The 12,743-nt window shown below is 37.9% G+C and carries 14 protein-coding genes; 9 read left to right on the top strand and 5 right to left on the bottom strand.

Annotated features, from left to right (window positions below):
- Positions 1-287: 287 nt before the first annotated feature.
- A complete protein-coding gene (locus tag HA044_RS05705; RefSeq protein WP_187540046.1) occupies positions 288-827 on the top strand; it encodes a biotin transporter BioY in 540 nt (179 codons plus the stop codon).
- A 46-nt stretch (positions 828-873) separates the two neighbouring features.
- On the opposite strand, the gene HA044_RS05710 is transcribed toward HA044_RS05705, so the two are convergent.
- Positions 874-1,212, bottom strand: a complete 339-nt coding sequence (locus tag HA044_RS05710) for a CHY zinc finger protein (protein WP_187540680.1) — start codon at positions 1,210-1,212, stop codon at positions 874-876.
- A gap of 421 nt (positions 1,213-1,633) precedes the next feature.
- Between HA044_RS05710 and HA044_RS05715 the strand changes: the two genes are divergently transcribed.
- The gene (locus HA044_RS05715) at positions 1,634-3,715 is read left to right on the top strand and encodes a bifunctional metallophosphatase/5'-nucleotidase (protein ID WP_187540048.1); all 2,082 of its coding nucleotides are present in this window, start codon (positions 1,634-1,636) and stop codon (positions 3,713-3,715) included.
- Positions 3,716-3,781: 66 nt separating this feature from the next.
- Here HA044_RS05715 and HA044_RS05720 read toward each other — a convergent pair whose 3' ends face one another.
- Genes HA044_RS05720 through HA044_RS05730 form a run of 3 tightly spaced genes read right to left on the bottom strand, consistent with a single transcriptional unit; the run spans position 3,782 to position 6,111 of the window.
- The gene (locus HA044_RS05720; RefSeq protein ID WP_187540681.1) at positions 3,782-4,189 is read right to left on the bottom strand and encodes a hypothetical protein; all 408 of its coding nucleotides are present in this window, start codon (positions 4,187-4,189) and stop codon (positions 3,782-3,784) included.
- Positions 4,170-5,072, bottom strand: a complete 903-nt coding sequence (locus tag HA044_RS05725; protein ID WP_187540050.1) for a phosphodiester glycosidase family protein — start codon at positions 5,070-5,072, stop codon at positions 4,170-4,172. Before HA044_RS05725 ends, HA044_RS05720 begins: the two co-directional genes overlap by 20 nt.
- Positions 5,059-6,111, bottom strand: coding sequence for a bifunctional glycosyltransferase family 2/GtrA family protein (locus tag HA044_RS05730; protein ID WP_187540052.1), 1,053 nt, complete (start codon positions 6,109-6,111; stop codon positions 5,059-5,061). Before HA044_RS05730 ends, HA044_RS05725 begins: the two co-directional genes overlap by 14 nt.
- 301 nt (positions 6,112-6,412) lie before the next feature.
- On the opposite strand from HA044_RS05730, the gene rpsF reads away from it, so the two are divergent.
- From rpsF to HA044_RS05760, 7 genes are all read left to right on the top strand, one after another.
- A complete protein-coding gene (gene rpsF / locus HA044_RS05735; RefSeq protein WP_003005040.1) occupies positions 6,413-6,703 on the top strand; it encodes a 30S ribosomal protein S6 in 291 nt (96 codons plus the stop codon).
- Positions 6,704-6,723: 20 nt separating this feature from the next.
- Positions 6,724-7,221, top strand: a complete 498-nt coding sequence (locus tag HA044_RS05740; RefSeq protein WP_187540054.1) for a single-stranded DNA-binding protein — start codon at positions 6,724-6,726, stop codon at positions 7,219-7,221.
- 41 nt (positions 7,222-7,262) lie between these two features.
- On the top strand, positions 7,263-7,502 hold the full coding sequence (rpsR, locus tag HA044_RS05745) for a 30S ribosomal protein S18 (protein WP_000068664.1): 240 nt from the start codon (positions 7,263-7,265) through the stop codon (positions 7,500-7,502).
- 485 nt (positions 7,503-7,987) lie between these two features.
- Positions 7,988-8,854, top strand: a complete 867-nt coding sequence (locus tag HA044_RS05750; protein WP_187540055.1) for a helix-turn-helix domain-containing protein — start codon at positions 7,988-7,990, stop codon at positions 8,852-8,854.
- Positions 8,855-9,240: 386 nt separating this feature from the next.
- Positions 9,241-9,369 (top strand): hypothetical protein, encoded by a 129-nt coding sequence (locus HA044_RS10005; protein ID WP_262407545.1) that lies wholly within the window; start codon positions 9,241-9,243, stop codon positions 9,367-9,369.
- Between the two features lie 75 nt (positions 9,370-9,444).
- Positions 9,445-11,031 (top strand): ABC transporter ATP-binding protein, encoded by a 1,587-nt coding sequence (locus HA044_RS05755; RefSeq protein WP_187540057.1) that lies wholly within the window; start codon positions 9,445-9,447, stop codon positions 11,029-11,031.
- Positions 11,032-11,073: 42 nt separating this feature from the next.
- Positions 11,074-11,874, top strand: coding sequence for a lantibiotic dehydratase (locus HA044_RS05760; protein WP_187540059.1), 801 nt, complete (start codon positions 11,074-11,076; stop codon positions 11,872-11,874).
- 176 nt (positions 11,875-12,050) lie between these two features.
- Here the strand turns inward: HA044_RS05760 and HA044_RS05765 are convergent, their stop codons facing one another.
- Positions 12,051-12,728 carry a DUF1129 domain-containing protein gene (locus HA044_RS05765; RefSeq protein ID WP_187540061.1) on the bottom strand — a complete coding sequence of 226 codons (678 nt, stop codon included), beginning with the start codon at positions 12,726-12,728 and terminating at the stop codon, positions 12,051-12,053.
- Positions 12,729-12,743 lie beyond the last annotated feature (15 nt).

Consider the following 12,743-nt stretch of genomic DNA (forward strand, 5'->3'; position numbering starts at 1 on the left):
GTGGAAGTCTTCTATCCACAGAGGGTGAAATCACCTTGTGGATTGCATTGATGATGCCAGCGGTAAAAGAATTTGATATTTTTTTAAAAATATTTGATTAGCCCATCAGTAGCTAGGTGAATGATTTCATAAAATAAAAAAGAATGCTGGAAAGTGGGATTGCTTGAGAAAGAAAATTACAAACGAATTCCAGTTTCTACAGTCAACCTTTTTTATATCTTGGTTGACTATTAAGAAGTTGTTTGTTATAATAGGTTAACCGTATTTGAAAGTGAGGTTAACTAAAAATGAAACAACATCATACTTTTTCAATTGTTCTTCCAGCCTTCGGAGCTGCTATCATTGCTTCCCTATCACAAATCATCATTCCGATAGGAGCGGTGCCCATCACCTTACAGACCTTTGCTGTAGGACTGGTGGCTGCCATTTTTAAACCGAGAGAAGCTACTCTTGCTGCTCTCCTCTATCTTATTCTCGGTGCAATTGGTCTACCCGTTTTCGCAGGAGGTAGCGGTGGTTTTCAAACCTTCTTTAGTCCAATAGCTGGTTATATACTTGCCTATCCCCTTTTCGCCTTTATCACTTCTAAACTGACCAATGCTGATACTCCCATTTGGAAAATCTTTTTGGCTTTTGTTTTAGGAGATGTCCCAGTATTTGTCGGTGGAATTCTCACCCTTCACTTCCTTGGAAATATGGGTTGGTCTACAGCCGTAGCTGTCGGTTTGACACCTTTTATCATTCCTGACCTGTTAAAAGGACTCATCGTCTCTTTGGTGACTAAGCCAGTTTTAAACGCACTAAAAAATCATAGCTACTTTAACTAAAAAAAGATTGAAGGCTCTGTTCACACGAACAATGTCTTCAATCTTTTTATTTTGCAAAATAAATGTCATAGTGCTTTGAACAAGCTGGATTAAACCGACTGTGACAATGAGGGCAAGAGACAGATTTTTGATAGTTTTCAATAGTCATCTCATGTAGACAAACACCACAGATAACTACCTTATCCTGCCTTAAGTGGCAAGGATAAGCCCGATATTTATGATCCTCTATATGATCATGACATTGATAACAGGCATAATATTTTTGACAGTCATAGCATTTTAGAGCAACAATATCTAGTGGAGAATGATAGTGTTGGCACCTACTTTCCTTATCTACCAGGAGGCCATGAATTTGTGCTACTGGTAGACAAGGAGTAGAAGCAATTGTCTTGCCCAGGACATCAGGTTCCTGCTTTCTGAAAGTTTTTCTAGTGATTGTACTTTTACTATTTTCCATTAACCACATTATAGCACAAATGATTTGTATTTTTAGGAGAAAAGTATAGTCATTCACATGATTCATTGTGTCTATCTTATGCTTCTACGTAACAATAGTTTTCAGTTCTTATTTGATGAACCTTTAGGGACTGATTTTTTAACAATTTACAGATCTAGGAACTAAAAAAAAGACAGCTGGATATAAGTTCGGAAATCAAGCGTTTTCTATATAAAAATGAAAGAGTTTATAAAGAAATATTGAAGAAAATCCGAAAAAATAGTAAAATGGAATAGCTGATTGCAGCAAATCAACTGTTCTGCATTCTCCTCTTTGGAGAAGCGTCCGACATTAGAAAATGGAGTATTCAATGAAGAAAAAAGTGATCTTGAAAAGCAGTATCCTAGCGATCGCTGCAGGTCTTAGTGTTTTTGCGATCAATAGCGTTTTCGCAGACGAATTGCCAGTGCAGTTCATGGGAGTCAATGACTTCCACGGTGCCTTGGAACAAACGGGAACAGCCCGCTTGGAAAATGAAACAGTGAAAAATGCTGGGACAGCCCCACTGCTAGCGACGTACATGAATGATTCGCAAAAGGAATTTGAAACAGAAAATGCAGGAACTCCAAATGCCAGCATTCGTGTGCAAGCTGGTGATATGGTTGGTGCTAGTCCTGCCAATTCTGCCCTCCTTCAAGATGAACCAACTGTAAAAGTCTTCAATGAAATGAACTTTGAATACGGAACACTTGGAAACCATGAGTTTGACGAAGGTCTTGGAGAATTCAACCGGATCATGAAAGGGGAAGCCCCAACACCTGGTCAATTCAACAAGATCGTCGATGAGTATCCTCATGAAGCTTCCAAACAAGAAATTGTGATTGCCAACTTGGTTGACAAGGACACCAACAAAATCCCATTTGATTGGAAACCTTATACCATCAAAGAAATTCCAGTTAATGACAAGACTGTTAAAGTCGGATTTATCGGGGTTGTTACGACAGAATTCCCAAATCTTGTTTTGCGTAAAAATCATGAACAATACCGTGTTTTGGATGAAGCAGAATCCATTGCCAAATATGCGCGTGAACTGAATGACCAAGGCGTTCATGCTATCGCTGTCTTGGCCCACGTTGCTGCAACAAGTAAAAATGGGGTAGCAGAAGGTCCTGCTGCAGACATGATCAAAAAATTGAATCAACTTTATCCAGAAAACTCAGTCGATCTTGTCTTTGCAGGTCACAACCACCAATATACAAATGGGATGGTCGGTAATACCTTGATTGTTCAAGGAACATCTCAAGGGAAAGCCTACTCGGATGTTCGAGGTGTCTTAGATACAGATACAGGTGATTTTGTCAAAGCTCCAACTGCTAAAATCATTGCCGTAGATCCTTCTAAAGGCAAAGCTAAAGATGCCAAGGTCCAAGCGATCATCGATGATGCCAATGCGACAGTTAAAAAGGTAACAGAAGCGAAAATTGGTTCAGCAGAAAAAGCAGAAAATATCACCCGTGAATTGAATGAGCAAAAAGAAAGTGCTGTTGGAGATTTGGTCACAGCAGCCCAATTGGATATTGCCAAAAAATCAGGATACCCAGATATTGACTTTGCCTTCACCAATAATGGGGGAATTCGTGCAGACCTCGTGGTGAAACCCGATGGAACTATCACTTGGGGTGCCGCTCAAGCTGTGCAACCATTTGGAAATATCCTTCAAGTAGTAGAAATTACCGGAGACCAAATCTACAAAGCTTTGGACCAACAATATGATGAGAAAGAACTCTACTTCTTGCAAATGGCAGGGATCAAGTACACCTATACCAAACCAGCCGATGCGACGGAAGAAAAACCTTATAAGGTTGTGAAAGCCTACAAGGCAGATGGTACAGAAATCGATCGCAAGAAGACCTACAAGGCGATTATCAACGACTTCTTGTATGGTGGCGGAGATGGCTTCTCAGTCTTCCGCGATACAAAATTGATCGGAGCTATCAATCCGGATACAGAAGTCTTTATCCAATACATCGAAGATGTGAATAAGGCAGGGAAGAAGTTGTCTGCTTCAATCTTGGGTAACAAGACATTTGTGGAAAAAGTGGAAGAAGAAACACCTGCTCCAGCACCACAACCGGAACCTCAGCCAGCACCAGTAGATCCAGTAAGTCCTGTCAATCCTGTAGCTCCAGTGACGCCAGCTAACTCAACAGGTCAACCGACAACTCCAGTGACTCCAGTTCAACCAGCTGCATCAGAAAGTAATGTAACATACAAGGTTAAACCAGTCGCTGTCACTTATCATACAGGTGGTCAAGAAGAAGCAGTTGCTCAACCAGCAACTGGTCTTCCAAAAACAGGTCAAGAAGACTTGGCTTCTACAGTCCTTAGTCTCTTTGGCATGACCTCACTCGCTTTAACAGGCTTTGTAGCAAGCAAAAAACGAGAAGGCTAAGCTATTTATACGTTAACTTCCCCTAAAAAACGTCCGTTCTTTTAAGAAACGGACGTTTTTCATGTATTAGACTGCCTTCTCCACCCAGATACTGCGGACAAAGAAGAGGCTGATCAGAGCCAGTGCTAGAAAGGCAAAGCCAACGTAATAGTAGGGCTGATCCATTGTGGTGGAGCGACCGGAGAGATTGACAATCCCTCGGTAGAGGGCTCCTGCTGTGAGCGTAGCCACTCCGGAATTCCAAAGATTGAGACTCAGGCGAGAGAGGCCTTTCACCATTAACTGTAGAGCCACTAACAGTGCCCCACCGATCAAAGGAATCAAGAAGAGGTAGTGCATGAAGGCAGAGGTTTCGCCAAAACTAAAGTGTTCATAGATGCGACTTCCAGCGAAGAAGAAAACCGTAAGAAGAGTGTAGCAAAGAATCGTTTTTTTCAAGCGTTTTTTAATGGGATTAGTAACCGATATAGACAATGTCACTCACCGCCCTTTCTGAGATAGTACCATTTGTAGTAGGTTTGTTGATGACTTTTCCGTTAAAGTAGAGGGTAGAAGATCCGCCCCCATCCAGGTTGTAGGCTGTTTTGACGCCGTAAGACTTCATTACTTCCGCCAATTGGTAGAGAGATAGACCTTCACTTTCTGAAGTCCGGCCATCTGAGACGACGATGATGTAGTGATTTTCATCGATGATTCCAATGGCTGTTCGTGGATTAGATGCCATGGATTGTCCAACTTCTGAGTTCGTGTCCACAGTGACCTCACCATTTTCGACCAGGGAAGGACCAAAGGCAAGTAGGTTCACAACACCATCTTTGACCAATTGATCCGCAGAGATCTCATCTTCGTAGATAATCTTGAAGGATCCGTCTTTATAAATGGCTAGGTCTCCGTTGCTAGCGTCTTCCCGAACGGTATCGCGATAGACCACTCTGTTTCGGATAACGTATCCGGTACTGTTGGCACCGTAATAGTCCCCGTTGACTGCTAGAATGGCACTGTTATTAGCCGCCGTGACAGAGGTCTTGGCTGTCACGTTAGTCCCATAGGTATTTTGAGCAAAGGCTGTTTTGAGATAATCTGACGAGCTGACGGTAATATCTGCTACGTAAACTTGGGTATTGTTCACCGTTTTTTCTGTTAAGGTCACTTGGACATTGTCGTCTGAGTAGCTGGTGTCTGTCGTTTTTGCAGAGGTAGCCGCTTTTTTAGCTGCCTTGGTGTCCGTCGTTGTCGCTTTTACAGTTTGGATGGCGTCGGATAAGACGAAGGTTTTGAGGACAGAGTAGCTAAAGGTACTGGTCAGGATCAGACCAAAGCAAGCCGCGTAGGTATAGGATTTTTTAAAGAATTTCATTTTGAGTAGCAATCCTTTCTTTGAAGATAACTTTTTTCTGGATAAACCATGAGACCAGAAAGAGAAGGAGACCGACGATGATCTTACTGATGAGGAGATTGAGCCCAAAAGCAGTGAAGAAGAGTCGGATCAAGAGGGTGTCAAGAATGAAGAGGCCAAGAGCAAGGCCAAAGTAGCCACTTCCCGTTCGGGTCACACTGTCTTTGTTTTTAAAGACGAGGCGTTTATTGGTTGAGTAGTTAAAAATGGAACTCGTCACACGAGCGATCCCGTTCGCTAGGAGAATGCGAAGACTAATGGGTACGGCCATCATCACGAAAAGGAAGAAAGCGTAGACCAGATAGTCAACGATAAAACTACTCAGAGAGGAGAGGGCAAACTTAAACATGTCCTTATAGATCATGAGGCCATCTCGAATAGGTCGGAAGTGGGAACCTTCATTGTCATTGATGTAGACTGTCTCGATCGGAACTTCCACGATGGGGAAGGACTTGCTTGCTGAAAGGAGAACATTCATTTCATATTCATAGCGCTGTCCGTCGACCTCCAGCATGAAAGGCAACATATTCGTAGTGAAGGCCCGTAAGCCAGTCTGAGTATCGCTAACTGCCACTCCAGTTTGTTGTTTGAAGAGGAAACGGGTCAATTTATTTCCAAAAGCAGATCGCAAAGGAACTTTGCCAGAGAAGGCGCGGGTGCCTAGAATAAGTGTTCCAGGATGCTCTTGAGATTGGTTAACAACTCTGAAAATATCCCAAATTTTGTGCTGACCGTCTGCATCAGCTGTAACAATGCTTCCATAGGTACCTCTTTCTAGGATGTAGGCATAAGCAGTCTTGAGAGATTGCCCTTTTCCTTGGTTGTGCTCGTGGGTCAGGACTGTCGCAAGACCGTCTAATTTTTCAAAAATCACTTTCTTGTCAGCGTCACTACCATCGTCGACGACGATGATGTGGAGATCACTCTTAGCGTGAACCAGGCGAACCAATTTGACAAGATTCAGATCCGGTTGATAGGCGGGGATGATAAGATAGTTCATAATCGTTCCTCGTTTCTTGAAATTTGTTGAAGCTAGTATAAAGACTCAAGCTTAAAGCTAACTGATATCAGTTTTCTTTAAGGAAAGGAAGGGAAAAGGGGTAGAGGTTCTTCTATAAAATGTCATGATTTCGAACCACACTCCGTTGAGATGATTGGTCTTATCGAAAAGCCTTTTTCAAATCTTACAGATAATCCTTGCCTTTACTAGAAAAGTCTGGTATAATAGTTTCTTGTGAGTAAACCTCACTTACCCCATGCAAAGACTTGGGGTCATTAGTCCAAAAGGAGGAACATTATCAATGGCTAAATACGAAATTCTTTATATTATTCGTCCAAACATTGAAGAAGAAGCTAAAAACGCTTTGGTAGCACGTTTCGACTCTATCTTGACTGACAACGGTGCAACTGTTGTTGAATCAAAAGATTGGGAAAAACGTCGTCTTGCATACGAAATCCAAGATTTCCGTGAAGGACTTTACCACATCGTAAACGTTGAAGCGAACGACGCTGTAGCTCTTAACGAGTTCGACCGTCTTTCAAAAATCAACGGTGACATTCTTCGTCACATGATCGTTAAAGTTGACGCGTAAGAAATCATTTGAGGTGACTTATGATTAACAATGTTGTACTTGTCGGTCGTTTGACCCGTGATGCTGAACTTCGCTACACTTCTAGTAACCAAGCAGTTGCTACTTTCAGCCTAGCTGTAAACCGCAACTTCAAGAGTCAAAATGGAGAACGCGAAACTGATTTCATCAACTGTGTGATCTGGCGTCAGCAAGCAGAAAACCTGGCCAACTGGGCTAAGAAAGGTGCTTTGATTGGGATTACCGGTCGCATTCAAACACGTAATTACGAAAACCAGCAAGGTCAACGTGTTTATGTCACTGAAGTCGTAGCAGACAGCTTCCAACTATTGGAAAGTCGTGCAGCACGCGAAGGGCATGCAGCTGGTAGTTATTCATCAGGCAACGGTGGTTTTGCTGGAAATGCAGCACCAAGCTTTGGTGGATCAGAACCAAGCAATGCAGCACCAAACTTTGGTCGTGAGGAAAATCCATTTGGAGCCAATCCAATGGACATCTCAGACGACGATCTTCCATTCTAAGAATGGGTTTAACGAATTAAAACTATAAAGGAGAATTAAACATGGCTCAACAACGTCGTGGCGGATTCAAACGCCGTAAAAAAGTTGATTATATCGCAGCAAACAAAATCGAATATGTCGATTACAAAGATACTGAGCTTCTTAGCCGTTTCGTTTCAGAACGTGGGAAAATCCTTCCTCGTCGCGTAACTGGAACTTCAGCCAAGAACCAACGTAAAGTAACAACAGCTATCAAACGCGCTCGCGTAATGGCTTTGATGCCTTTCGTAAACGAAGATTAAAGAAAAGACCCTGACGGGTCTTTTTTTCAGGTCCAGTGGACCTCTTTTTCACGAGCTTGAAAATCAGAGAGCGAATTAGATCCGGTAGACCTGCCTCTGGGCAGTTCTTTTGTCTTTTGACAAAATTTGATGTAAAAGTCAATTTTCTAGATTGAGATATCAACTAGAGGCGAAATTTTATTTGATATGAAAATATTTTACTCATTTAAATTAACGCCACATAAAAAATAGTTATAATATCATCAAAAAGTAAACATTTTCGCAAGGAGGTGTCCATTTATGTTAGTTCCTTTCAGACAAATGTGGTGTTTATCTGAGTCTAACATAGATGGCTTTTTCTGTCTAGCTTAATTTTACAAATTGGGAAATAAAATTCTTAATCGAAATTTATCTATAATTTGTATCTTTTTGATTATTGATTTGAATTTTAGATTTAATCATGTTACAATTGACATTGAAATCAAATAGAAAAGGAAGATTCAAACGTGGGCACATTATTAGCAACTAGATTAAAAAATAGACGAAAGGAATTAAAAATGTCTCAGCGAGAATTAGCTGAGGGTATCTGTAAACAAGGGCAAATCAGTCGATTAGAGAGTGGAGAGTTTACCCCTGGAGCAGATTTTTTACATGCTCTTTCTAAGAAATTAAAAGTCAGTATGAACTACTTTTTTGATGAGCAAATCGTAGAAGAGATTGATGAGTTATCAGAGTTTAAAAAATTATCACAGACATTTATAACAAACCGAAATTATGAATCATTGAAGTATATATATGAACTAGAAAATGTAAAAGCTCATCGCTTATCTTTAGCAGATAAGTTTTACATGGAGTGGATAAAGTCTCTTATAGATTTTTATTTTTACGGACAGAAAGATGATGCGATTACACGATTAGAGAAGATGCTATCTCAGTTAAGTGTATCTGATTTGAACTACTTTCAAGTTTCAAATACTCTATTCAATTTTTATTATGATACAGAAGATTTAGAACGTTTTAATGAAATTCGTGAGAAACTAGAGTATCAAGTAAATCAACTTAATTTAAACACAATTGAAGAGCTAGAATTATCTATTAAGTTTAATTATAACGTTTGTCGTTATCTATGGTTACAGAACAATATTGAAGAAGCTATTACTAAAATTTCAGCTACTATAAAGCAGTGTAAGGATTACAGAACAACTTATCTATTAGCTGACTTGTACTTATTGATGGGAAATGTAAGTGAAAATTTTTCTTCTAAAAGTTCAGTGAAAGAATATTTTGAGACAGCTCATTTCCTATACAAACTTGAGGAAAACATGCCAATGACTTTGAAAGTTGAGCATTATATTGCAGATATAACAGAATAATAGATACGATGTTCAAGTGAGCATCGTTTTTTTAATCTATCGCAAAATACAAAAAAATATCAAATGAAAAAAAATAAAAAAAGATTATAGAAGTTCTTGACAAGTTGATTTTGAAGTGATAAAATAAATGCGGGAAAATAAAAGGAGAGATACACGGGAAGTTTGTTTAGGAAAATTGTTGTTTTGTTAGTCATAGGCGTAATTCTATTAGGGATTACTGGAGGAACTCAAGTTCATAAGATCGCTAGAGGGATTGATTCAGGTTCTGAAAATGGAAAAGTTTTATAACTGTTCAGACTAATCTATGATGACAATTATGAGGCTTGATAAGATTTCTCCTCATCGGATAAAAATCTTAAATATATTTATGAAAGGACATACATCGTATGGAAAATACAGAACTTACTTTAAAACAAGAAGATGTTTCTATTGATGTTGGCGACATTGATGTAGCTGCTATCTTGATGGGAAGAAATCAGCCAAGTCAGCGTGCATGTTTAAGTGCATTTTGTTGAGTCAGGGGTGATAATTATTATCGCTCCTGATTTTTATTAGGTTAATTAATTAAAGAAGTTATAAAAGAATCTCGAATGAAAAAATATTTTTATCAAAATCCCTTTTTAGTAGGTCAATTCTTAATAGTAAATATTATTGGAGCAATTTCTGTACTGAGCTTGGCTTTTGTGCTAGAAGGCATTATTGATTCTATTTCAAATGTTAATTCAAAAACATTCATCTTATATGTAGTGTTGTTGCTAGTCTACATAGTTTTTGATTCTGCAATGGAGTACTGTGTTGAAGTTTCAAATCAGAAATTAATTCAAAAAATTTTACATGATATACGAAGTGATTTGACTGATAGTAACGGAAGAAAACCATTGATTGATGTTTATCGTAGTAATCCTGAAATGCATATTTCAACCTATACTAATGAATTAGAAGTCTTAGAAAAACAATATTTAGAGCAAATTATTAGTATAACTAATGATATTTTAGTTTTTATTTTTGCCTCAGTCATATCTTTGTTTATACAACCGTCATATACTATCATAATGGTCGTTTTGAGTTTACTTCCTCTTTTTTATCCTTTGTTAACTCAAAATTCTTTACAAAATGCAAGAGATGTAAGTGTAAAATCAAAAGAAAATTATTTTAATGTGGTATCAGATTTTTACTCTGGTTTAAAGACAGTCAAACTATTTAATGCAGTGCACTCTTTCATTGATATAGTGAATTCAAAAAGTAAGCAGTTAGAACAAACTAATGTAACTTATTACAAAAAGGCAAATTCAATAGAGGCAATATCTTATGCAATAACAATGCTTGTAAATCAGGGAGCTTGGGTAGTAGGAGGATTTTTTGTACTCAAGGGAAGACTTTCTCTAGGAGAATTTATCGGACTTCGTCAATTAGTGATGTATATTACATACCCAATTACTAACATGAAGCATAGCTATACTGATATATTGTCTTCAAAAAAATTGGTTAACGACCTAGTTGAAACTATACATCAAGTATCTGAGGATTCCACCAAGACAGAAAATGTAAAAATTAATACAATTGAACTTGTTGATTTCGGAATATTAGGTGAGAAACAAAATATATTACAAAATATAAATTTAACATTTAAGGTGGGTAAAAAGTATCTTATTGTTGGGAAAAGTGGTAGTGGGAAAAGTACACTTTTGAATGCATTAATAGGTTTGATACCAGATGGTTTTAATACTAATGGTAATATTTTAGTTAATGGACAGGATTTAACTAGCATTAAGTTAGATTACTCATCAGTTGCTTACGTGGAGCAGAAAACATTTATTTTTGATAAACCAGCTATTGATAATTTGACAATGTATAAAGACTATGATAAAAGTCTAATTCATCAAGTGTTACAAAAGGTAAGCTTAGAAAATATTAATTTAGAGGATCCCATCAAAAATAAGTTATCTGGAGGACAAGAGAGGAGACTAGATTTTGCTAGATCTCTGCTTGCGAATAAGGAAATTTTACTTTTGGATGAGGTTACATCGTCTCTAGATAAAGAAAATAGATTGCGTATTGAAAAATTAGTGGACTCATTGCAGGAAAAAATGATTATTTGTATTGCTCACGAACCATCAGATACTTTTATCTCAATGTTTGATGAAGTGATAACTCTTGAAGAAGGAATGCTTACTTAACGGTAAAATATCATAATCACACTAAATTGCTAGGAAAAATTTATGAAAAAAGAAATACTACCTCAATATATTTATAGACAAAAAACAGGTAATAATTGGGCTTTAAAGGAGTATTACTCGCTAAAATTTGATAACATAGACAGCTGCTATGAGTACCTTTGGAAAAACGTTTTACTTCAAGAAGCAATTTTACTTTGTAATCGCACTCTCTTTATGGAGCTATCAAATTTTTATAAAAAACCAGAGAAAAAAAAGAGAAGATTATTACGAACTTTAGAAAATTATTTTATTAGATTTTGTACACGTCCCTCAACATTCTTCACGTTTGGATATGTAGGAGTAGGAGAATTTTCTCATGGTGCGATAGAAGAAAATCTGAAATGTGAATCAAAGAGTGTAGAAAAGATAACAGATATTTCTACAGAGTGGGCTTTTGATTTTTTAAAATTGATTTTGAGAGAACGAGATGTATTAAAAGAACTATTCGTATTTTTAAATCCCAATTTAATAGGAGTCGGAACAAAGCTGTTAAATCAGAAGCTGTATTTTTGCCAATCAGATATACAAAAAATTGTCTTGACGGATTTAAACATTGTTCTTTCAGACATTATCGAGACTTGTAAAACACCTTTAAAAATAAGTTCCCTAGTTAATTTGTTATTAGAGAAGGGATTTGAATTAAATACTATCTATGACTATATACAGCAATTGATAGATAGTGAGATATTATTTTTTGAATGTTTTGAGATATTAACCAGAGACAATAAAATAAATTTGATAGATGATTTTATCAATAGTATAGAATTGATGCCCTCAAAATTTAAAAGGCATATTCTTATATAAAATCACTCTTCTAGGAGAGTTTATGATAAAATTTAATTGTTCCATAAGATTCTTTCTAATGAGGGTTTGGTTACTTTTTCATTATAGATTTTATGGAGCTTTTTTTCTACAACAAAATAGACTCCATAATTCCTACAGTGGTTTTACCCACTACAGAAATTATAGAGCCGTATTTTTTAGCGTCGAGTTGCGGGTGCTGTGCTCGAACTTTTGATATTGTAGCGTTTTTTGAAATAGTAGCGAAGGACAAGGGCCAATGCTCCCAATACGATAGCAAGGACATCTGGAATGGTTGGGTTGAGGAATTTTGGAAGTAGAGAGGTGAGTGATAGAACGATCACCCAAAGGAACATGACTCCAACAAGAATCGGCATGGATTTCCAAAGAGAAGGGCGTTCGCTGCGATCTTTGGTGCCGTCCATATACTGATAGAAGAAGTAGTACATGAGGTACAAGAGCAGAGCCCCTGTCAAACTACCGAGGATCAAAGTAATCAAGCCATAAGCAGAACGGTGCGGTGCAATTAGGTTCATAAAGGCGCTGATTGCAGCAAAGACACCAAAGATAAAGAGGAAGGAATCCAAAATCATCAAGGAAGGAGCATCGTTCAAAGCAGGATGCTCTTTTTCATAGCGTTCTTTCTCGCTGAAGGAATTAGCCCATACGGTTGGAGCTCCAAAAAGAGTCCGTGCCGGAATCCCTTTTCCTTGATTTTCTTGGATGGCTGGAAGGATTTCCTGGATGAGGCTTTCTGCTTCTTCTTCCGTTTTCCCATTTTCAAGCAATTGGTGTTTAGCAATACGGATAAATTCTTGATTTTTCTTACTAAGTTGGTGAAGGTCTGTGTGAGACATAGTTACTCCTTTGAT

This window comes from Streptococcus sp. IMAU 99161 (assembly GCF_014435245.1).
Lineage (GTDB): Bacteria > Bacillota > Bacilli > Lactobacillales > Streptococcaceae > Streptococcus > Streptococcus lactarius.